The organism is Novosphingobium sp. FW305-C-30-35 (assembly GCF_058783135.1).
The window spans coordinates 293,734-313,947 of the sequence record NZ_JBYSYJ010000002.1 but is presented as its reverse complement, the minus strand read 5'-3'; the positions used below and the strand labels follow the sequence as shown (position 1 = coordinate 313,947).

Genomic DNA, 20,214 nt, shown 5'->3' with positions numbered 1-20,214 from the left:
TTCCTTCTTGAATACCTTGCCCTGCCGCATCTTGCATCAGCCCTCTGGCAGGAACAGATCCTTGTAGAAGCCGGTGGTCCTTACCGTGACCGTGACCGGCGTTTCGCCCTTGTTGCGGAAGTACCAGCCATGCGTGCCGTCGAACGGCGCGGTAAAGCTGCCCTTGCCGCCGGTCATCTGCTTCTCTTCCCAATAGCTGGTGAACTCGCCCTCGGCGGCGTTGACCTTTTCGCCATGCATATCGGCCTTCACCGGTCCGCCCTTGGCCGACCATTCGAAGACATAGCTTTGCCCAGCCTGCATGTGGGCTTTCACTTCCTGTCCACTGTGCGGCGCAAGCGTCAGCGTCATTTCGTCGCTGCGCATGTCGCCCTCGCGGACGATCGCGGCCTTGGTTGGGGTCGCCGGCCCAGAAACACGAGACTCGACCGGAGCCTCAGCCGGGGCGGGTGTCGCCTCCTCGCCGCCCGCCCCCATGCCGACGATTCCGGTCAGCCGACCAACGCCGGTCGGGTCGATGCCGTATTCCGCCGGCATCACGAACAGAACCAATATGGCAGCTGCAGCCAGCAATGCCCCGCCGGTTGCCTTGGCAAGCGTCGATGGCGGAACCTGGATCGAATTCACCGGATTTGCGATATCGGTCTGCATCACATCGCTCCAGTCGAGCCTTGCGTGAAAAAGCCGGTGAGCTGGAAGCCCACCAGCACGAAGCCCGCGCACATCAGCGCGGCATTGGCGGCAATGGCACTGCGGCGAAAGCTGCCGGTGGACCGCCACAGGTTCATCGCGATCAGGATTGCTCCCAGTGCGGTGAACTGGCCCAGTTCCACGCCGACGTTGAAGCTGATCAGGTTCGGCACCAGCCCATCGGCGGAGAGGGTCAGGTCCTGCAGCTTCGTGGCGAGGCCGAAGCCGTGGAAAATCCCGAAGATCAGCACTGCCGCCTTGGGATTGGGCGCCCGCCCGAACAGTGTCCGGAACCCGTCGAGGTTGTCCAGCGCCTTGTAGACCACCGAAAGCCCGATGATCGCATCGACGATGTAGGGGTTGGCGCGGATGTCGAACAGGACGCCCAGCAGCAGCGTGCTGCTGTGGCCGATGGCAAACAGCGTCACATAAGTGCCCACGTCCTTCAGCCGGTAGAGGAAGAAGATAACGCCGACCAGGAACAGCAAGTGATCGTATCCCGTCACCATATGCTTGGCGCCGAGGTACATGTAGGGGCCGATGGCCATCCCCGATGCGCCTTCTATGAAGGCACGGTCGTCCTCGCCCACGCCATGGGCGTGCGCTGCCGACTTCAGGGCAAGAATGATGATGAGGGCGATGGCCCACCCGGCCCATCGCAGCAGTCCTTGCGGAAGCGAAAGGGCAGTGGGGCGGACCATCACTGCTTCACTTTACCGTGAAGGAAGCGAGCGTCTTGGCTCCGCTGCCCTTGGCCGTGAGTGCGACCACAACCTTGGCACCAGCCGGGATCTTGAGCCCCGGTGCCGACATGCGGTTGCCGGCTTGCGCCGCAAGCGGCGTTTCCGCCTTGGCCCCCGCTGCCGTGACAATCAACTTGCCCGAAAAGCCCGTGGCCGCCAGCGGCTCGTCCTCTTCGGTGATGTAGATATCGACGCCCTTGGGTGCGCGGACCAGTTCGACAACGGTCTCACCGACCATTGTCACAACCCCGCCATGCAGCGGCTTCATGGAACCGTGGGCCTTGGCGGATACCGCGAAAGCGATCAGCGAAAGCCCGGCAAGGGCGGCGGTGATTCTTTTCATGTTCATTGCAATTCTCCCCGAGGCAGCGGTCATTCCGGCAGGTGTGGCAACACGAACGTGAGCGAGGCGCGGTGCTCCATTTGCTTGTACTTGGCCGGATTGTCCGAAGGTGCGACGAGGATACCGACGACCACGTTCAACCCCTGATTTCGCACCGGCAACGTGACATAGCCCTGCGCGTCGGTCATCGAAGGCTTCTGGTCGGGGTCATTCACGTAATCGTGCAGGATCGCCACGTTTGCCGCAGGCTTGCCTTCGAACATCGCCCGGAGGCGGATCGGCTGGCCCATCGCTTGCGGAATGGCATTGTCCGCCGGAATCAGTTGCAGCTTGTGGCCGGGGATGAGCGGCATGGGCTTCGATGGCAACTGGTTGATGTGGACGGCATACTTGAAATTATGCTCGCTCACCGTGGCATCCTTGACCTCGTCGAGGCCCTTGTTGTGCCAGGTGCCGGCGGCATCCTTGGACCACACGCCGTAGTCCATCACGGCTGCGACCACCGCCATCGGCTCATCACTGTCGACCACCGGGATCGCCCCCGCCGCGCGCAGCGATGCCGTTACCGGCAGGCCGTCGGCATCATAGCCGGTGACCGACGTGACCAGGGGCATGCGCTTTACCGCATCAAGATCGTCCGATCCGACGCCGTAGACCATGGCGAGCTGCTTGGCCCGCTGAGCGAACCAGATCGCGTGGGCGCTTGCGGTGCTCGAGGCGAAAGCCGCACCCACTGTCGCTACTGCGATGGCGGCTGAAATGTAAGGAGAAATCCTGCGCACGATGGTGGCCTCCGGACTGACTGGCCGGGCGTTTCCGGCAAGACAAGCTTATGACTCGCTGTCGGCATTTTTGCCCGAAAGGCCATGGCTGTCGACATGATGGCCCGTGATCTTGCAGCTTTGCGGCAGAACTTGTCGCCTGCCGCAAAACCATCCACACCCTGTCCCTTACTGAAGCGCCTCGGCGATTGCCTTGCCGCATTCTTCCGTGCCTGCCGCTCCCTTGAGGTCTCGCGTGCGTGCCGCAGGCGTTGCCAGAACCTGTTCGATCGCCCGCATTATCGCGGTGGCGGCATCGGTCTCACCCAGATGCTCCAGCATCATCGCGGCGGACCAGATCTGGCCGACCGGGTTGGCTATGCCCTGCCCGGCAATGTCCGGCGCAGAGCCGTGTACCGGTTCGAACAGCGAAGGGTGCTTGCCCTCGGGATTGATGTTGGCCGAAGGCGCCACCCCGATCGTGCCGGTGCAGGCCGGGCCGAGATCGGAAAGGATGTCGCCAAACAGGTTGGAGCCGACCACCACGTCGAAGCGGTCCGGGTTCATCACGAACTGCGCGGTCAGGATGTCGATATGGTACTTGTCGTGAGAAACGTCGGGATACTCGGTTGCGATCGCTTCCACGCGCTGATCCCAATAGGGCATGGTAATGGCAATGCCGTTGGACTTGGTCGCGCTGGTCAGGTGCTTGCGCTCACGCGTTTGGGCCAGATCGAAGGCATAGCGAAGCACGCGATCCACGCCGACGCGCGTCATGACGGTGTCCTGAATCACCAACTCGCGCTCGGTGCCGGGGAACATGATCCCGCCGACAGAAGAATACTCGCCCTCGGTGTTCTCGCGCACCACCCAGAAGTCGATGTCGCCCGGTTCGCGCCCGGCCAGCGGGCAGGGCACGCCCGGCATCAGCCGCACCGGCCGAAGGTTGATGTACTGGTCGTATTCGCGGCGAAACTGGATGATCGAGCCCCAGAGCGAAATGTGATCGGGCACGGTTTCGGGCCAGCCGACTGCGCCGAAGAAGATCGCGTCGGGCCGGCCGATTTGTTCCTTCCAGTTTTCCGGCATCATCCGGCCATGGCGCGCGTAATAGTCGCACGAGGAAAAGTCGTGCCACTTCTGCTCCAGCTCGAAGCCGTATAGCGACGCAGCCTTTTCCAGCACGCGCATGCCTTCGGGCATTACCTCGTTGCCGATACCGTCACCGGGGATCACCGCGATGGTGTGCTTGCGTGTATTGCTGCTCATGTAGTCCCCCTTGAGGCCGCGCAGATTCAGATCTTCAGGCCACCAATGTGGAAGGCCTTGGTTTCCAGATATTCCTCGATGCCCAGTGTTCCGCCCTCGCGCCCAAGACCCGATTGCTTGACACCGCCAAAGGGAGCCATTTCCATTGCTATGGATCCGGTGTTCAGCGCGATCATACCCGCCTCCAGCGCTTCAGCTACACGGAATGCACGATCAAGACCCGATGTGTAGAAATAGCTGGCAAGCCCGTATTCGGTGTCGTTGGCCAACAGAATTGCCTCGTCCTCGGTTTCGAAGCGGAACAATGGAGCCACCGGGCCGAAGGTCTCTTCGCGTGCCAGTCGCATTCCGGTATTTGCCTCGCCGATGATCACCGGGCGGGCAAAGTTGCCGCCTTGTGCGCCCTTGCCCGAGAACAGGATCTTCCCGCCCTTGCCCAGCGCATCTTCGACATGCGCCGACACCTTATCGGTCGCCGCACGATTGATCAGGGGGCCGGTTGTCGCATCGGCATCCATGCCGTTGCCGACATTGAGCGCCTCGACGGCAGCGCCCAAGCGCGCGGCAAATTCGTCGTAGATCGGTCCGTGAACGAGAATGCGGTTGGCACAGACACAGGTCTGACCGGCGTTGCGGAACTTGCTTGCCATCGTGGCCTTGACCGCCAGATCAAGGTCGGCATCATCGAACACGATCAGCGGGGCATTGCCACCCAGCTCAAGGCTCAGCCGTTTGATCGTGTCCGCACTCTGCCGCATCAACAGCGAACCGACGCGGGTCGATCCGGTAAAGGACAGCTTGCGCACCACCGGGCTTGCCGTGATTGCTTCGCCAATCGCCTGCGGCATTCCGGTCAACAGGTTGATCGTCCCCTTGGGGAAGCCTGCGCGGATTGCCAGTTCGATCAGGGCAAGCGCGGTGAACGGCGTCATTTCCGATGGCTTGATCACCACCGGACAGCCTGCAGCGAGCGCCGGTGCGCACTTGCGGGTGATCATCGCGGCCGGGAAGTTCCACGGCGTGATGGCAGCTGAAACGCCCACCGGCTCGGTCAGCACGATGATCCGGCGGTCCCGCTCGGGCGAGGCAATGTTGCGCCCGCCCACGCGGCGGCCTTCTTCGGCGAACCACTTTATGAAGGTAGCGGCATAGCGGATTTCGCCCTGCGCCTCGGCCAAGGGCTTGCCCTGCTCGGCCGTCATGATCCGGGCAAGGTCATCCAGATTTGCAAGGACCAGGCCGTGCCACGCCTCCAGCAGCGCGGCACGTTCGCCCGCCGTGCGCCGCCGCCAGTCGGCCCAGGAGGCCTGCGCCGCATCGATTGCCGCATTCGCCTCGGCAGCACCACAATCGGGCACGGTGCCGATTACTTCGCCAGTGGCCGGATTGGTCACCTCAAGCGCGGGAAGACCAGCGGAGATCCAGGCACCATCGACGAGAGCAGCCTGCCGCAGCAGGGTGGGATCCTTCAAGTTCAGCATGTTCAACCAAGCGCCTGTGCAGCAAGACCAAAGATAGCGACATTGTCGCCGGGAACCGGTGCGGGACCGAGTGCCATTCGCGTAACATGGCCCACCTCTGGCAGACCGACTTCTTCAAGCCAGGGGCCAAGCCCAGTCACCTCCGGCACGTCGATTCGACAGAAACTGCCCGTCTGTGTCCCGAGCCAGTGGGCAATCAGGGCCTTTGCGCCGGTGGTATCCGGCGCAATCACCGGACCGATGAGCCAGCCGCGGCCAAACCTTCGCATCACGGCAAAACCGGTCTGCTCGTGTTCACGGCACAGCACCACCGCGCTGCCGTCGGCAAGAAGGGCGTCGAGCACGGCCTTGCGGTCCATGCCCGTGGCCGAGGAGTAGAGCGCGTCAAGCACCTGTGCATCGGCAACTCCCATCGGTCTCACCCGTTCGCCGGGGCGGAGCTGGACGAGAGGCTGTACCGGCGCGATGCCCTGATGCTGATGGACCTTGCCCATCGCGACGAAACCGAGCTTCGAGTAAAGCGGCAAGCCTTCGTCAGTGGCATTCAGGATCACCGTAACGCCGTCCAGCCGCTTCAGCATGGCACTTGCCAGTTCGCGGCCAAGCCCACGTCCCTGCTGCGCCCTCGCCACGATGATCACGCCGATCATCGCAAAGCTTTCCCCAAATCGCCACGCCATGATCGTGCCACACGGCTTCCCATCCACCTCGGCAACCAGTCCGCTGCCAATAGCCAGCAGTTTCTCGAGGTCTTCTTCGCGGTGCGGCCATTGTTGCTCGAAGCACAAATCGGCGACATCGTGAATATCGTCTGTGGTCATGTCTCGCAGCACGATCTGCGTCGCGTCCTGAACTTTCATCCGATACTCCCGCGAAAATCACCACATCAGTTCGACCTGGGCCGCCGATCATCGCCCGTTCTATCTGGCAGTTATCAAAACTAGCTGCCGCATTTGACGGGTATTTGGAATTTTATTGCGAAATCCGGAAAAGCTGGCCGCAGCTAGAATTCCGAAACGTCAATCTCTGCACCGGGATCGAAGCGTGAAAGCCGATAAGGCCGCGGGTCGACGATAGGCTCTTGCCCCGTCGCGATGTCTGCCACCAGATGCCCCGCCCCCGGCCCGATCCCAAAGCCATGTCCACTGAAGCCGGCGGCGAGGATGAAGCCTGGAACCGCCGGTATCTCACCGATGACCGGCACGCCATCAGGGGTGCTGTCGACAAAGCCCGCCCATGTTCCAACGATGGGCGCCCGTGCGACTTCCGGGATGAGGCGCGACACGCGCTCCACTGTCAGGCGGATCGTCTTTGCATCCGGAGAGGGGTCGAGGATACGGCGCGCTTCCATCGGCGTCGGCCGATCCAGCGCCCACCGTGAAAGTGTCTCGTGTCCGGCGCGCAGGCCTTGCAGCCCCCCCGGGGAAACCTTTTTCCAGCGCTGCTTGAACATCGGAATGAACTGCTTCTGGAACTGCAGGAATTGCATCGTCGGATCGACCTTTGCCCGTCCGCTGTAGGCCAGCGCATGAGCGCCATCACCGCGCCGTGTGATCGACATCGAGTCCCCGTAGAATGCATCCGGCAGGCTCATGTGGCCTGTGCCAACGGCAAGGATCGACTGGCGCACCGTCGCCTGCGGGAAGCGCACGCCCAATTGGCGCATGAACGATGATGCCCACGCACCGCCGGCATGGATGACCAGCTTCGTGGCGATCGTGCCACGCTCGGTCACCACGCCGCTCACGGCCCCGCCGGTCGTCTCGATCCCGCGCGCCGCGCAGGCCTGATGCACCGTGCCGCCAAGCGCCATGATCGCCCGCGCCACAGCAGGGACCGCAAGACCGGGGTCCGCAATGCCGTCCATCTGCGAATGCACGCCGCCCTTCCAGACCTGCTTGGTGAAGCTCCCCTTCTCGGTAGCCTCCTGGCTGTTCAACATGCGCGTCTTCACGCCGATGGACCGGGCATAATCGCCCCACTTCGCCCACGTCGCAATTTCAGACTCGTCATTGCTGACATAGAACAGGCCGCAGCGCCGAAAACCCGTTTCCTCGCCGCTCTCGATCCCGAACTGCTCCCACAGGTCAAGCGCCTTGGTCGCCAGCGGTAACTCTCTCTCGTCGCGGTTCTGTTGGCGACACCAGCCCCAGTTGCGGCTCGATTGTTCCCCGCCGACGACCCCCTTTTCGATAAGCGCGACCTTGAGGCCACGCTTGGCCAGGTAATAGGCGGTAAAGCTACCGATCACGCCAGCTCCAATGACAACGACGTCGGCCTGACTGGGCAGTTCCGGAGTGGATTCGATGAACCTCAAGGGCGCGGGCATGTCATGCTTCTCCGATGATCGCGGACTTCATGCGAAACCAAGAATGGCCTTTACCTCGAGATATTCCTCGAAGCCGAAGAGCCCGTATTCGCGGCCGTTGCCGGACCGCTTGTAGCCGCCGAATGGAGCGTGAGGATCCCACGCCGGCGAGTTGATGTGGACTTGCCCCGTGCGGATGCGCAGAGCCACGCTGCGGGCCTGATCAAGGTCGGCACCGTGGACATGGCCGCCAAGGCCGTAGTCGGTGTCATTGGCGATCGCGACCGCCTCGTCGATGTTGTCGTAAGGGATGATGACCAGCACCGGCCCGAAGATTTCCTCCTGCGCGATGCGCATCCCACTGGAAACGTCGGAGAAGATTGTCGGCTGGACGAAGAGGCCGTGATCGAGCCCTTCCGGACTGCCAAGACCTCCGCATACCAGCCTCGCGCCCTCCTCGATGCCCACCGCGATCATCGTCTGAACGCGACGATGCTGCGCTGCATTAGCGATAGGACCAAGCGTCGTTGCATCCTCGGTCGGATCGCCCACGATGATGCCTTCGACCGTTCTGCGCGCAATTGCTTCGACTTGTGCCAGGGCTGAGCGCGGCACGATCATCCGCGTTGGCGCGCTGCACGATTGGCCGACGTTGCGGAATGCGGCCATCACACCCAACGGCACGACGCGCTCGAAATCGACATCGGGCAGCAGCACGTTGGGAGATTTGCCGCCCAGCTCCTGCGTCACTCGCTTGACCGTGGGGGCCGCACCTTGTGCCACCAATACGCCAGCGCGGTTCGATCCGGTAATCGAGATCATGTCGACATCCGGGTGCGCGGCCATGCCCGCGCCCACTTCGCTGCCGGTTCCGTTAAGCAGGTTGAACACACCTGCAGGCGCGCCGGCATCATGCACGATCTGCGCAAACATGATCGCGCTCAACGGCGAAAGCTCGCTGGGTTTCAGCACCACCGTGCATCCCGCAGCCAGCGCTGGGGCAACCTTTGCGGTGATCTGGTAGAGCGGCCAGTTCCACGGCGTGATCAGCGCGGCAACGCCGATGGGTTCGCGCACGATGGCCGTCGTGCCGCGCATCGTCAGGAACTCGTAGTCCCTCAGCACCTCGATCGCGGCCTGCACATGGCCCAGCGCGAACGGTACATGCGATGCGCGGGCAAAGCTGATCGCCGCGCCCATCTCCGTCACCAGCACCTGTGCCAGCGCTTCGGCCCGTTCGGCCATCAGCGCGTGGACGCGTTCCAGTAGCGCGATTCGTGCTGCCACGGGGCTTTGCGAGAATGCGGCAAAGGCCCCCCGCGCCGCCGCCACCGCCCGGTCAAGATCCGCCGCCGTGCCCGCCGCGACTTGCGCGATACAGTTGCCATTGGCGGGATTGATCACCGGCAGCCGTTCTGTGCCGGGCAGGTCGATCCACTCGCCGTCGATATAGGCCTTGCCCGTGAGCGGAAGCACCGCCTGCAGTGCGTCCTGCGCTGGATCGCTCATCCTACCATGTCCTTGTAGCGGTAGTAGGCGCCGACGAACGGCAGGAACCATGGCGTCCCGAAGTATCCCGGGATCGCTGGCCAATCGAAATCGCGCCACGGGTTCGCATCGGCCTTGCCGTCCAGCACCTCGGCCATGATCTTGCCCATGTACGTCGCCATGTGCGTGCCGTGGCCGCTGTACCCCATTGAATAGAACAGGCCGTCCCGCTCCCCGGCACGCGGCAGGCGGTCGCTGGTCATGTCCACCATCCCGCCCCAGCAGTAATCGATGCGCGCATCGGCCAGCTCGGGAAAGAAGTTCGCCATGGACCGCCGCAGGATCGTTCCGCTCTTGGCATCTGCCGCCGGATCGCTGCGGCTCGAAAAGCGCGCCCGTCCGCCAAAGAGGATGCGGTTGTCCGGGGTCGTGCGGAAATAGCTGACGAAGTTGCGCGTATCGACCGTGTTGCGCCGACGCGGCGTCAGTCGGTCAAGCAGATCCACCGGCAAAGGCTCTGTCGCGATCAGATAGGCTCCGACCGGCACCAGGCGACGGCGAAACCAACCCAGCGGCCCAACACGTGACGTGCCAGTAGCCAACAACACCTGATTGGCAATCAGGCTGCCGTGCGGCGTCGTCAGTTCATGGCTTGTGCCTGAAACGCGGCGCATCTTGAGCAAGGGGTTATGCTCGAAGATCGTACCGCCCCGCCGCACCACGGCTTCGGCCAGGCCCTGCCCGTACTCGCCCATGTGCATGTTGGCGCTCTTGCCGTAGAGCATGCCTCCGTAAAAGATGTCCGAACCGATTTCCGTCCGCAGGTCCTGCGGCATGACCAGGCTCGTCTCGGGATCGACATTACGCGCCAACAGATCCTGCGACCGCTTGATCTTCTCGAAATGCTCGGGCTTTGCCGCCAGCTTCAGCTTGCCGACGCGTCCGAAATGGCACTCGATGCCTTCCTCGGCCACGATCTGCTCCACCAGATCCACCCCGGCATCGAAGGCACGGTAAAGCATGTTCGCGCGATCCAGCCCGAACTTCTCGACCATGCCGCCATAGTCTTGCGCAAAACCGTTGTTGCACATGCCACCATTCCGGCCGGAGGCTGCCCCCGCCACGCGGTCCGCCTCGAGGACGACGACCTTCGCCCCCTTCCTGGCCAGCGCAAGCGCGGCGGAAAGACCCGTGAAACCTGCGCCAATCACGGCAACATCGGCAGTGCCACTTGGCCCGCCCGGCGCGCCCGAGGCAAAGGGCTTCGCGCTATCGAGCCAGTAGGAGGTCATCTTCATGTCGTTCTCCACCCTCGCGGGCTCCGGAAAGGAAGGCGGCGTCACCAACCCCGCATGCGTGGCCAATTGCCGACGATTGCGCGCCCCGTGCCATCGACTACGTTGTAGGCCTCGTGCTGCGCGCAAGTGGCGCAGGCGTGGTTGGGCAGCACCCGCACGCGCGAACCGATGGCCAGTTTCGGCAGAACGCCACCGCTGCCCGGGCGCACCTTGATGATGCCGTGCTCCTGGCTGGCGTCCTCCACGATCACGTCAGAAAACGGATTGCCGTCGATATCGCAGACCAGGCCATAACCCTGGTCCACCGGATGGCGCTGCGTCCCCCTGTCGCGCGAAAGGGCCATCCAGCCCCCGTCAGTCAGGATCCAACCCTTTTCCGGGCGATGGCCGATCACCGTCAGCAGCACCGATGCCGCAATGTCGTCCAGCGAACAGACGCCGATCCCGTGCATTACCAGATCGAAGAAGCTGAACACGCCCGCGCGCACCTCGGTCACGCCCGTAAGATCCTGCGCAAAATGCGCCGTCGGCGTGGAGCCGACGCTGACCACGGGCGAGGCATGGCCGGCAGCCCGCAGCATTTCCGCCGCCGCCACTGCTGCCGCCCGCTCGCCCTCGGCGGCTTCCGGCAAACCGGCGCCGCCGCGGGCATTGTAGGATTCTCCCGCGTGTGTCAGCACGCCGGCCAGTTCCACCCGTCCGTTCCGCAGTACGTCTGCAATAGCGACAAGATCAGGGTCGTCCGGCAGAACTCCCCCGCGATGTCCGTCGCAATCGATCTCGATCAGCACGGCCGGCATCGGCCCGCCATCTCCCGCCGCAGCAACCAGGGCTCGAGCCTGCTCCAGCGTATCGATCAGCACCGAAAGCCGCACGCCTTTGGTGACCAGCTTGCGAGCCCGCGCAATTCGGTCAAGGCTCAGGCCGACGGCATAAGTGATGTCGTCAAACCCACCTTCTGCAAAATACTCCGCCTCGGCCAACGTCGAAACGGTGATCGGCCCTGTTCCTTCCGGAAATAGCCTGCGCGCGACCTCTATCGACTTGCTCGTTTTCACGTGCGGTCGAAACCCGGTTCCAAGCTTTGCAAGATGCGCGCGCAGACGCGCGATATTGCGATCAACCTTGGTTACGTCGAGGATCAACGCCGGCGTCGCCACTGTTTCCAGCGAAACCGGAGTTGCCAATTCGGCGTCTAGGGCTGCAGCTTCGGTCATCAACATCCTGCCTGTAAGAATGGCTTCAGCCAAGCGACTGGTTCGAAAGCGCCACCAGCATTGTCCCCGGTGCAGAAACCGGCGGTGCGCCCAGCGCCATGATCGGCGCCCGGTCCACCTGTGGCAGGCCGATCTCAACCAGCCACGGTGCAAGGCCGCTCACATCGGTCACGTCGATCCGCACGAAAACGCCTTCATAAGCCGAAGCGAGTACGGCAACCATGGCCTTGGCATCCTCGGCACTGGCAGCAACCACCGGACCAATCACCACCCCGCGTCCCCAGCGCCTGACGCAGCCATAGCCCGAGATCACGCCCGCGCGCTCGACGACCACCGCGTCTGCCACCTCAAGCAGCGCGTCGAGCAGGACGCGTCGGTCCATGCCCGATGCCGCCGCATCGACCGCACCAATCGCCTCGCGGTCGCTTGGCGTTGCTGCCCGCACCGGTACGGCGGTGTCGATCGCAGGAACCTTGTCCAGCACAGCCTGGTGCTGTGTGATGAACCCGCAGCGGGCAAAGCCCAGCTTGGTGTAGAGCGGTTCGCCATCCTTGGTGGTGATCAGAGTGATCCGCCGTCCCGCCGCATCGGCCAGCAGTGCCGCCATCAGCCTCCCGCCAATCCCCTGCCGCTGCGCATCGGGTGAGACGATGATCATGCCGATCGTGGCGAAATCATCTCCATAGGGCCACCACAGCGCCGTTCCCAGCAACTTGCCCTCAGCTTCGACCGCATAGCCACGCCCCAGCTCGAAGGCAAATTGCCAGTCTTCTAGCCGGTACGGCCACTTGAGCGCCTGCGAGAGGCCCTGCGCCTGTACGAGATGGTCCGATCGCAGCGCAGTCACGCCGTTGCTGTCGCTCCCGACCTTGGCCCCCGACATCTGCAAGATACTCCTCCACACCAACCGCCGGCAGAAATTTAGCCTACGGCGCGCTGGCCAAGGTTAAAGCGGATTCGCGCTGGTAAAATGTTCCGAAAGCCGGAAATCTTCACGGCGGTCATGCGCAAGATGCCGTCAGGCGCGGTATAATATGCCGCCCCTGAGGCTCCAAAGTCAGCCAAGCGGGCGTTGCGTCGCAAAGACCTTCTTCACGTATTCCTCGCTCAACCATGCACAGCCATCACCGCGCACGAAGAGGCACACGTCGTCCTTGCCGAACGATACGCTGCCATTCCCGTCAGTGAATGTCACCGCCCCTTCCAACAGCAGCATCAGCTCCACCTGACGATAGGGGATCTGACGGCGGTGATAGGGCGTGGAATCCCAGGTTCCGGCGCAGAATTCGGCATTGGCCGAAACGTAGTCCGAAAAGCCCCGGCAGGTCGGCACCTCGCCCAGCAGGTTTTCGATTGCAGGCGGATTGGAGGGGTTGAGCGGCGCGTTCTTGTCGATCATCACCGGCGTGGTGCGGTTGCCCGCACGGTCCGTCGGCGCCGAATAGACCACCGCAAGCATATCGTCCGACGCGGTCCAGCCAAAGCCGCAGCCGAACGGCAGCGCGCAGCAGTCGTGTGCTCCTAGTGACAGCGTCGCGTCCTCAGCGGCAACCTCAAGCGAGCCTTGCAGCACCAGCACGAACTCATCGGCCGGCAGCGTTGAAACTTGCCCCTTGCCCCGCAGTGCGAAGGCAGAAACCACCGCCTTGTCATCGGCAAAAGCCGGAGCGGCACGGCCTTCAAGCCAGTCAGCCGACGGTTTGGCCACGGGCGCATAGGCGCGAATATCCATCACCGCACCTACTGCGGTCTGTCCGGCTTCCATTGTCGTCATGCGTTTTCTCTTTCCCATGCGGTAATCAGGCTGCGGGCAATGGTCAGGTCCTGCAGGGCAATGCCCGAACTGTCGAACACCGTGATCTGATCAGGCGACGTTCGCCCCTCGGCGCGCCCCAGCAGTACATCGCCCAGCGCGGTGATCCGGCTGCGATCGCCGGTGAAGTGCTGCAGGTCGCCCATCACCACCGCCTGCGCTGGATAATCGCAGAACAGCGCAGCGCGTTCGAAGAGCGCGGGTGGCAGCTCCTGCTTGCCCGCCGCATCCGATCCCATGCTGGCAATGTGCGTACCGGGTCGGACCCATTCCGCCTCGAACAGTGGCGCACGGGCGGGCGTTGCCGTCACGATGATATCGGCCCGCTCGCAGGCGCCCTGGGCATCGGCAAGCGTTGCCTTGAGGCCCTCAGCCTCGAGCGCCGCCACGAATTCGCGCCCCTTGGCCTCATCTCTCGCCACGACCAGAACTTGCGTGATCGGACGGATGCGGGAAATGGCCAGGCATTCGAACAGCGCCTGATTGCCAGCGCCAAATACGGCCAGCAGCGGAGCATCCGGCCGTGCCAGCACATCGGCGGCAACTGCATCGGCCGCCGCCGTGCGATAGGCATTGACCTTGCCCGCCTCGATGACCCACTCGACCCGGCCGATACTCTGGTCGAACAGCAGGATCACAGAGTTATGCCGGGGCAATCCGATCTCAGGGTTGCCAGGCCAGAACGAGCCGACCTTCAGCCCCGCAAAGCTCCCGGTCGAGGCCGACTTGATCGAAAAGCGGTTGGTTGGGGCAGTGCCATGGGCAAGCACCGCTGGAAAGAGAACCGCGTCTTCGACGACCGCACACAGCGCTTCTCTCGCCGCGGCATAGGCCATCTCGTGCGTTACGAACGCAGCAGACTCTTCTTCTGTGATGAACTTCAAGACTGGTTCCCGTCCATTTGCAGCTCGCGGCCTGCCAGATCGGGCTCTGTCCGGTGACACAGCACCACATTGCCTGCATCCATCACCCGCAGCGGCGGCGGACTGGTATCGCACCGCCCCGCTATCGCTACCGGGCAGCGCGGCAGGAACCGGCAAAGCCCGGCATCGCCTTCCGCCAGGCCCAACTGTGCCTTGCCCTTTTGCCCTACGCCCGAAAGCCAATCCGTCCGCAGTTCGGGCACCGAGGAAATCAGCAGGTCGGTATAGGGATGATAGGGCGGCGCATCGTAGGTTGCGCTCTGGCCGCTTTCCACGCGTGTGCCCTTGTAGAGCACGACGATCTCGTCACACAGTGCCTTCACCGTCGCAATATCGTGGCTGATGAACAGATAGGCCACGCCAAGATCGCGGCGCAATTCTGCCAGAAGTTCAAGGATCGCCTCGCGCACCACGGTATCCAGTGCCGAGGTCACCTCGTCGCACAGAATCACGTCCGGATTGGCCGCCAGCGCGCGCGCCAGGTTCACACGCTGCTTCTGCCCGCCCGAAAGCTCGTCACAACGCCGCTCCGCCACCCCGGCCGGAAGCTTGATCAGATCAAGCAGTTCGGCCACGCGTGCCTTGGCAGCAAGGCCGCTCATGCCATGATAGAAACGCAGCACGCGTCCGAGGATCTCGCCAACTGAATGCGCCGGGTTCAGCGCAACGTCCGCATTCTGAAACACGATCTGGATGCGGCGCAATTCCTCGCGGCTTCGCGCGCCGAGCGAGGCCGCCAGCGGCTGACCATCCAGCACGACCTCGCCCGCCGTAGGAGCCAGAAGCCCCGCCACTACGCGCGCCACCGTCGATTTGCCCGAGCCTGATTCCCCAATCACTCCCACGGCGCCGCCGCGCGGTACGGTCAGGCTGACATCGCTGAGCACAGGATGCGCGGGGCGTCCCTGCCGGTCGACCGGGCCGTATCCTGCATGAATGCCGTTGATCGATAACAATGGGGCAGACCCGGCCGCACTCGGTACGGAGGCTTTGACCACGGGCTTGGCCGCTGCCAGCAGTGTGCGAGTATAATCGTCGGCAGGCGTCTCAAGCACTGCTTGCACGGTATTCTGCTCACGCACCGTCCCGCGATTGAGCACGAGCACGCGGTCCGCCATCTGCGCCACCACCGCCAGATCGTGCGAAACATAGACGCCGGTTGCGCCCTGTTCGCGCACCACCTTGCGGAAGGCCTGCAGCACTTCCACCTGCGTGGTAACGTCCAGCGCCGTCGTCGGCTCGTCAAAGATCACCAGATCGGGCCGCGTGATCAGCGCCATCGCCGCCATCAGGCGCTGCAGCTGCCCGCCTGAAAGCTCATGAGGGTAGCGGCTGCCGATGGTCTGCGGATTGGGCAGCGCCAGCGCCTCGAACAATTCGACCGCGTGCCTGCGCGCATCGGCGTCCGATGCAGTGCCATGGATCAGCGCAGGCTCGATCACCTGCTCGATCACCCGGCGCGAAGGATTGAACGCAGCCGCCGCGCTTTGCGCAACATAGGTAATGCGATGCCCGCGCTGCGCGGCCAGACTGCTGGCCCCTGCACCATCAAGCGCGGCATCGCCAACCCTGATCTGGCCGGATATCCTCGCCCCGCCGCGGGCATAGCCCATGAGCGAAAGCGCAATCGTTGTCTTGCCCGAACCGGATTCCCCGATCAGCGCCAGCACCTCGCCGCGTTGGATGGCAAACGAGACGTCATCGACGATGCGCAAAGGAGAGCCGTCTGCCGCACGGACAGTCACGCACAGGCCTTCCACCTTCACATGGGGCTGCATCGTCATTCGGCCTTCCCCTGCGTGGCGGCATCGATCAGCAGGTTTACTCCAACCGTCAGGCTGGCAATCGCCACGGCGGGCGCAATGATCGCCAGCGCTCCTTCGGCAAGGCCAGAAGTGTTCTCGCGCACCAAAGACCCCAAATCTGCATCAGGCGGCTGCAGCCCAAGGCCCAGGAAGCTGAGGCCAGACAGCAGCAGCACGATGAACACGAAGCGCAGGCCGATATCGGCAAACAGCGGCTTGATCATGTTCGGCAAGACTTCCACCAGCGCCAGGTGCAGCCGCCCTTCGCCCCGCGCCCGCGCCACTTCCACATAGTCCAGTTTGGCCAGCCCCACCGCCAGTGAGCGGGCAATACGGAAATTGCCGGGCACGTAAGTGATGGCAATGATTGTCGTCAGCAGCACCAGCGAGGAGCCGAACGCCGCCACCAGCACCAGCGCAAAGATCTTGCTGGGGATCGAGATCAGCGTGTCCATGGCGCGCGAAAGCAGTTCGTCCAGCCAGCGTGGCCCCACTGCTGCGGTCAAGGCCAAGCCGGTGCCGATACTGGCGGCAATCGCCACTGCTATCGCAGAAAGCCCGACGGTAAAGCGCGCGCCGGAAAGCAGGCGGCTCAGGACGTCGCGCCCAAGGAAATCGCTGCCCAGCCAGTGGGCACTGCTTGAACCAGCAAAGACTTCCTGATTTACGAAGGAGCCCGGCGGATAGGGCGCAATCCATGGCCCGATCACAGCAACCACGATCCAGAACAGCACCAGTGCAAGACCGATCTTGCCCGATAGCGGCAGGCGCCCTGCACGGCGAATGAGATTGGCCATGGTCATCCCTGTCGCAAACGTGGATTGGCGAGGATGGCAACCGTGTCGGCGATCAGCACCAGCAGCAGGTATGCCGCGCAGAAGATCATGGCGCAGGCCTGCAGCAGCGGCATGTCGCGCGATGTCACCGCATTGACCATCAGGCTGGCCAGCCCCGGATAGCTGAAGATCGTCTCCACGATGATCGCCCCGCCGAAAAGGTAGGAAAGGCTCAGCGCCATCGCATTGGCAATCGGCCCCACTGCATTGGGCAGGACATGGCGCACGATCAGGCGCGCTTGCGAAACGCCCTTCAAGCGCGCCATTTCCACATAGGGTCGGTCCAGTTCGGCAATGATTGCCGCCCGGATCATTCGCCCCAGCTGAGCAATCACACCCACGCCCAGAACCATCACCGGCATGGCATAGGCACGCAGGAACTCGCCCAGTGTCGGGTCCTGCGGCACAATGGTGATCGACGGGAGCCACAGCAGCTTTACCGAAAACACCAGCACGGCAATCGTCGCCACCAGGAACTCCGGCAGGGCCACCATCGCCAGCGTCATGATGTTGAGCGCGCGATCCGTCGCCCGTCCCCGGGTGACAGCTGACACTATGCCAATCAGAAATGCGAACGGCACCGCAAATGCGGCCGTAAGGCCTGCCAAAGTCAGCGTATTCGGCAGCCGCTCCGAAATAATGTCGGCCACCGGCTTGTTGGCGACGATCGAATTGCCCGGATCGCCCACGGCGATGGCCCGCAGCCATTCGAAGTAGCGGACCACGGCCGGCCGATCGAGGCCCATCTCATGCCGCAAAGCCGCAATCTGTTCGGGCGTTGCGCCTTGCCCCAGCAATTCCTGCGCCGCATCGCCCGGCAGCAGGCCGCTGATCGTGAAGACCACCGCCGAAACCAGCAGCAGGGTGATGAATGCAAGGCCGATGCGCTTGGCCACCAAGCGGGCCGGACCGCGCCAAGGCGAACCAGAAGCTGCGCCGCTCATGCTTCAAGCCACACGTGTTCGCCGAAAGAATAGCCCATCAGGCCACCCAGCGGGATTGGTTGAAGCCCGCGAATGCGTCGGTCATAGCCGTCGAGAAGGCTTATGAACACCGGAATGCCCAGCCCCCCGGTGCGATGGATCATCCATTGCATCTCGCCATAGATCGCCTTGCGCAGTGCCGGGTCGCGCGATTGCCGCGCCTCGATCAACAGCTTGTCGAACTTCGCATTCTTCCACCCCGCCTCGTTCTCCGTCGCCTTGGACTGGAAGAACAGGCTGAACTGGAGGTCGGTCGTTGGCCGCTGGTTGATGTTCCCGAAGGTCAAAGGGTGTTTCATCCAGTGGGTTGACCAATACCCGTCACTTGGCACGCGATTGATCGCCAGATTGAGCCCGATCTGCGCGGCGTGCTCCTGAAGGATCGACCCCATGTCCACGGATTGCGTTGCCGCCGGCGAGACATAGACCGGCAGACGAGTGCCCAAGAGGCCAGACCGCTTGAGCAGGAACTTCGCCTTGTGCGGGTCGAACGCGCGCTGCGGAATGTCAGCGTTGAAATAGGGATCCAGCGGCGAGATTGGCTGGTCGTTGGCAATCGTCGCAAAACCCCGGAACAGCGCCCGCTTGATCAGGTCCCGGTCCATCAGGTGCTTCATCGCCAGCACGAAATCGGGATGGCCGGTCACTGGATTGTCCTGCCGCATGACCAGATCGGTATAGAGCCCTGACTTGGTCTCCATCACCAGATGCGATGACGATGCCCGCACCCGCTTCACCGATCCCGGACTGACAGAGATGCACATCTGCACGTCGCCCGAAAGCAGAGCGTTTACCCGTGAAAGCTCGTCCGGAATCGCGATCAGCTCGATCTCGTCGAGATAGGGCTGCCCCGGCTTCCAGTAGTTGGGATTGCGCTGCACGATCGTGCGGATGCCCGGCGCGAAAGCCTTGAGCGCGAACGGCCCGGTACCATTTGCCGTGCTGAATTCCCGCCGTCCGTTCTCCACGATCACGAACTGAGGCTGCGCCAGAATGATGGGAAGGTCGGGATTTGGGCCGATCAGGCGCAATTCCACCTCGTGCGCATTCACCCGGCGGGCACTGGCGAACTGCTCCGCCACTGCCTTGACCTTCGATCCCACCGCCGGATCACGGTGACGCAGCAGCGAATGGACAACATCGCCAGCATCGAGCGACTTGCCGTTGTGGAACTGCACGCCGCGGCGCAGGCGGATGGTCCACGTCACATTGTCGGTGGATTCGATCGATTCCGCCAGACCCGGCTTCACCGCCAGCCCGCGATCGTATTGCGTCAGTCCGCTATAGAGCAGGAACATGCGCATGTAGTCGCTGGAATTGCCCGCACGCGCCGGGTCCAGGGTATCGGAAGTCGATGCGACGATTCCGGCGACGCGAATCCGGCCGCCCCTGCGGGGTTTCCCGATCAGCCTGTCGGCAGGGGCCAGCGCGACCCCCGCAGCAAGGCTTCCCAGCAAGAGACGGCGCGAAAGCATCAGAGGCCGACGACCGCGGGAAGCGCGCCGATGTGCGGAATTTCCACATCGCGATAGTTGGCGTTCGAAGGCTCATGTCCGCGGCCGACAAACACCCGGCAGCCAAAGCCGAGGTCGGTCGCGGTATTCTGGTCATAGCGGAAGCTCGACGAGACATGCATGCCCACTTCCGGTCCCATGCCGAGCTGGTCGAACATGTACTCGAATGCCTGCATGCGCGGCTTGTAGGCCTGCGCGCTCTCGGCGGTGTAGACCTTGTAGAATGTCGCGCCGAGCTTTTCGACGTTCGACATGATCTGGCTGTTCATCGCGTTGGAAAGGATCACCAGCGGGATCTTGTCGCAGATCTTCGAAAGGCCACCAGGCACGTCATCGTGCGGCCCCCAGGTCGGCACCGCTTCATAAATCGCGGTCGCCTCGGCCAGGCGGAACTCCACACCCCACTTCTTCGAACAGCGCTCCAGCGAATTGGCTAGGACTTCGCTATAGGGCTTCCAAGGACCCAGCACCTCATCGAGCCGATAGGCTGCCCAGTCATTGCAGAATTCCGGCAGAGCCTCGGCGGCAATGCGGTCAGCATAGAGTGCCGTCGCCATCTCCGTCATGCGGAAGCGGGTCAGCGTGCCGTAGCAATCGAAGCTGATGAACTTGGGCGTGAAAACAGCTGTGGTCATGATCGAAACTCGTTTCCTGTTTCTGGCCCCGTTGACTCTTGAATTCTCGAGGGCCTTGTGACCGGGAAAGATGACCACCGATCAGGCAGAACTTGCACCCGTTCGTT

At 63.1% G+C, this 20,214-nt stretch carries 19 protein-coding genes; all 19 read right to left on the bottom strand.

All coding sequences use genetic code 11. The annotated features are described in order from the left end of the window. Nucleotides 1-36: 36 nt before the first annotated feature. Nucleotides 37-651 (bottom strand): hypothetical protein, encoded by a 615-nt coding sequence (locus AC3WLM_RS18175; RefSeq protein ID WP_039335963.1) that lies wholly within the window; start codon nt 649-651, stop codon nt 37-39. Beyond that, nucleotides 651-1,391 (bottom strand): HupE/UreJ family protein, encoded by a 741-nt coding sequence (locus tag AC3WLM_RS18170; RefSeq protein WP_492478331.1) that lies wholly within the window; start codon nt 1,389-1,391, stop codon nt 651-653. Before AC3WLM_RS18170 ends, AC3WLM_RS18175 begins: the two co-directional genes overlap by 1 nt. Before the next feature lie 7 nt (nt 1,392-1,398). Next, nucleotides 1,399-1,782, bottom strand: a complete 384-nt coding sequence (locus AC3WLM_RS18165; protein WP_062345216.1) for a hypothetical protein — start codon at nt 1,780-1,782, stop codon at nt 1,399-1,401. A 23-nt stretch (nt 1,783-1,805) separates the two neighbouring features. Next, the gene (locus tag AC3WLM_RS18160; RefSeq protein WP_039335958.1) at nt 1,806-2,558 is read right to left on the bottom strand and encodes a DUF4198 domain-containing protein; all 753 of its coding nucleotides are present in this window, start codon (nt 2,556-2,558) and stop codon (nt 1,806-1,808) included. Between the two features lie 168 nt (nt 2,559-2,726). Continuing rightward, on the bottom strand, nt 2,727-3,806 hold the full coding sequence (locus tag AC3WLM_RS18155; protein WP_492478330.1) for a tartrate dehydrogenase: 1,080 nt from the start codon (nt 3,804-3,806) through the stop codon (nt 2,727-2,729). 26 nt (nt 3,807-3,832) lie between these two features. Next, nucleotides 3,833-5,287 (bottom strand): NAD-dependent succinate-semialdehyde dehydrogenase, encoded by a 1,455-nt coding sequence (locus AC3WLM_RS18150; RefSeq protein ID WP_492478329.1) that lies wholly within the window; start codon nt 5,285-5,287, stop codon nt 3,833-3,835. Nucleotides 5,288-5,289: 2 nt separating this feature from the next. Continuing rightward, on the bottom strand, nt 5,290-6,147 hold the full coding sequence (locus AC3WLM_RS18145; RefSeq protein WP_193828793.1) for a GNAT family N-acetyltransferase: 858 nt from the start codon (nt 6,145-6,147) through the stop codon (nt 5,290-5,292). A gap of 143 nt (nt 6,148-6,290) precedes the next feature. Continuing rightward, nucleotides 6,291-7,616, bottom strand: a complete 1,326-nt coding sequence (locus AC3WLM_RS18140) for an NAD(P)/FAD-dependent oxidoreductase (protein WP_193828792.1) — start codon at nt 7,614-7,616, stop codon at nt 6,291-6,293. A 27-nt stretch (nt 7,617-7,643) separates the two neighbouring features. After that, nucleotides 7,644-9,104: an aldehyde dehydrogenase family protein gene (locus tag AC3WLM_RS18135; protein WP_492478328.1), complete on the bottom strand. Its 1,461-nt coding sequence runs from the start codon at nt 9,102-9,104 to the stop codon at nt 7,644-7,646. After that, entirely contained in the window at nt 9,101-10,381 is a 1,281-nt protein-coding gene (locus tag AC3WLM_RS18130; RefSeq protein ID WP_492478327.1) for an NAD(P)/FAD-dependent oxidoreductase, read from the bottom strand. The genes AC3WLM_RS18135 and AC3WLM_RS18130 overlap by 4 nt, the downstream gene beginning before the upstream one ends. A gap of 41 nt (nt 10,382-10,422) precedes the next feature. Further along, complete coding sequence (locus tag AC3WLM_RS18125) at nt 10,423-11,604, bottom strand: alanine racemase (protein WP_492478512.1); 1,182 nt, start codon at nt 11,602-11,604, stop codon at nt 10,423-10,425. A gap of 19 nt (nt 11,605-11,623) precedes the next feature. Next, on the bottom strand, nt 11,624-12,481 hold the full coding sequence (locus tag AC3WLM_RS18120) for a GNAT family N-acetyltransferase (protein ID WP_492478325.1): 858 nt from the start codon (nt 12,479-12,481) through the stop codon (nt 11,624-11,626). Between the two features lie 174 nt (nt 12,482-12,655). Next, nucleotides 12,656-13,372, bottom strand: coding sequence for a cupin domain-containing protein (locus tag AC3WLM_RS18115; RefSeq protein WP_492478324.1), 717 nt, complete (start codon nt 13,370-13,372; stop codon nt 12,656-12,658). Further along, nucleotides 13,369-14,295, bottom strand: coding sequence for an ornithine cyclodeaminase family protein (locus AC3WLM_RS18110; protein WP_492478323.1), 927 nt, complete (start codon nt 14,293-14,295; stop codon nt 13,369-13,371). Before AC3WLM_RS18110 ends, AC3WLM_RS18115 begins: the two co-directional genes overlap by 4 nt. Continuing rightward, on the bottom strand, nt 14,292-16,118 hold the full coding sequence (locus tag AC3WLM_RS18105) for an ABC transporter ATP-binding protein (RefSeq protein ID WP_492478322.1): 1,827 nt from the start codon (nt 16,116-16,118) through the stop codon (nt 14,292-14,294). Before AC3WLM_RS18105 ends, AC3WLM_RS18110 begins: the two co-directional genes overlap by 4 nt. After that, nucleotides 16,115-16,936, bottom strand: a complete 822-nt coding sequence (locus AC3WLM_RS18100) for an ABC transporter permease (protein ID WP_492478321.1) — start codon at nt 16,934-16,936, stop codon at nt 16,115-16,117. The genes AC3WLM_RS18105 and AC3WLM_RS18100 overlap by 4 nt, the downstream gene beginning before the upstream one ends. A gap of 2 nt (nt 16,937-16,938) precedes the next feature. Continuing rightward, complete coding sequence (locus AC3WLM_RS18095; protein ID WP_492478320.1) at nt 16,939-17,919, bottom strand: ABC transporter permease; 981 nt, start codon at nt 17,917-17,919, stop codon at nt 16,939-16,941. After that, entirely contained in the window at nt 17,916-19,433 is a 1,518-nt protein-coding gene (locus tag AC3WLM_RS18090) for an ABC transporter substrate-binding protein (RefSeq protein ID WP_492478319.1), read from the bottom strand. Before AC3WLM_RS18090 ends, AC3WLM_RS18095 begins: the two co-directional genes overlap by 4 nt. Then, entirely contained in the window at nt 19,433-20,107 is a 675-nt protein-coding gene (locus tag AC3WLM_RS18085) for a haloacid dehalogenase type II (protein ID WP_427467077.1), read from the bottom strand. The genes AC3WLM_RS18090 and AC3WLM_RS18085 overlap by 1 nt, the downstream gene beginning before the upstream one ends. Nucleotides 20,108-20,214: the final 107 nt, after the last annotated feature.

Coding starts and splice junctions, on each gene's coding strand:
- AC3WLM_RS18155 (WP_492478330.1), bottom strand. CDS start 3,806: ATGAGCAGCAATACACGCAAGCACACCATCGCGGTGATCCCCGGTGAC.
- AC3WLM_RS18120 (WP_492478325.1), bottom strand. CDS start 12,481: ATGTCGGGGGCCAAGGTCGGGAGCGACAGCAACGGCGTGACTGCGCTG.
- AC3WLM_RS18140 (WP_193828792.1), bottom strand. CDS start 7,616: ATGCCCGCGCCCTTGAGGTTCATCGAATCCACTCCGGAACTGCCCAGT.
- AC3WLM_RS18090 (WP_492478319.1), bottom strand. CDS start 19,433: ATGCTTTCGCGCCGTCTCTTGCTGGGAAGCCTTGCTGCGGGGGTCGCG.
- AC3WLM_RS18085 (WP_427467077.1), bottom strand. CDS start 20,107: ATGACCACAGCTGTTTTCACGCCCAAGTTCATCAGCTTCGATTGCTAC.
- AC3WLM_RS18105 (WP_492478322.1), bottom strand. CDS start 16,118: ATGACGATGCAGCCCCATGTGAAGGTGGAAGGCCTGTGCGTGACTGTC.
- AC3WLM_RS18175 (WP_039335963.1), bottom strand. CDS start 651: ATGCAGACCGATATCGCAAATCCGGTGAATTCGATCCAGGTTCCGCCA.
- AC3WLM_RS18100 (WP_492478321.1), bottom strand. CDS start 16,936: ATGGCCAATCTCATTCGCCGTGCAGGGCGCCTGCCGCTATCGGGCAAG.
- AC3WLM_RS18095 (WP_492478320.1), bottom strand. CDS start 17,919: ATGAGCGGCGCAGCTTCTGGTTCGCCTTGGCGCGGTCCGGCCCGCTTG.
- AC3WLM_RS18150 (WP_492478329.1), bottom strand. CDS start 5,287: ATGCTGAACTTGAAGGATCCCACCCTGCTGCGGCAGGCTGCTCTCGTC.
- AC3WLM_RS18115 (WP_492478324.1), bottom strand. CDS start 13,372: ATGACGACAATGGAAGCCGGACAGACCGCAGTAGGTGCGGTGATGGAT.
- AC3WLM_RS18125 (WP_492478512.1), bottom strand. CDS start 11,604: ATGTTGATGACCGAAGCTGCAGCCCTAGACGCCGAATTGGCAACTCCG.
- AC3WLM_RS18130 (WP_492478327.1), bottom strand. CDS start 10,381: ATGAAGATGACCTCCTACTGGCTCGATAGCGCGAAGCCCTTTGCCTCG.
- AC3WLM_RS18145 (WP_193828793.1), bottom strand. CDS start 6,147: ATGAAAGTTCAGGACGCGACGCAGATCGTGCTGCGAGACATGACCACA.
- AC3WLM_RS18135 (WP_492478328.1), bottom strand. CDS start 9,104: ATGAGCGATCCAGCGCAGGACGCACTGCAGGCGGTGCTTCCGCTCACG.
- AC3WLM_RS18165 (WP_062345216.1), bottom strand. CDS start 1,782: ATGAACATGAAAAGAATCACCGCCGCCCTTGCCGGGCTTTCGCTGATC.
- AC3WLM_RS18170 (WP_492478331.1), bottom strand. CDS start 1,391: ATGGTCCGCCCCACTGCCCTTTCGCTTCCGCAAGGACTGCTGCGATGG.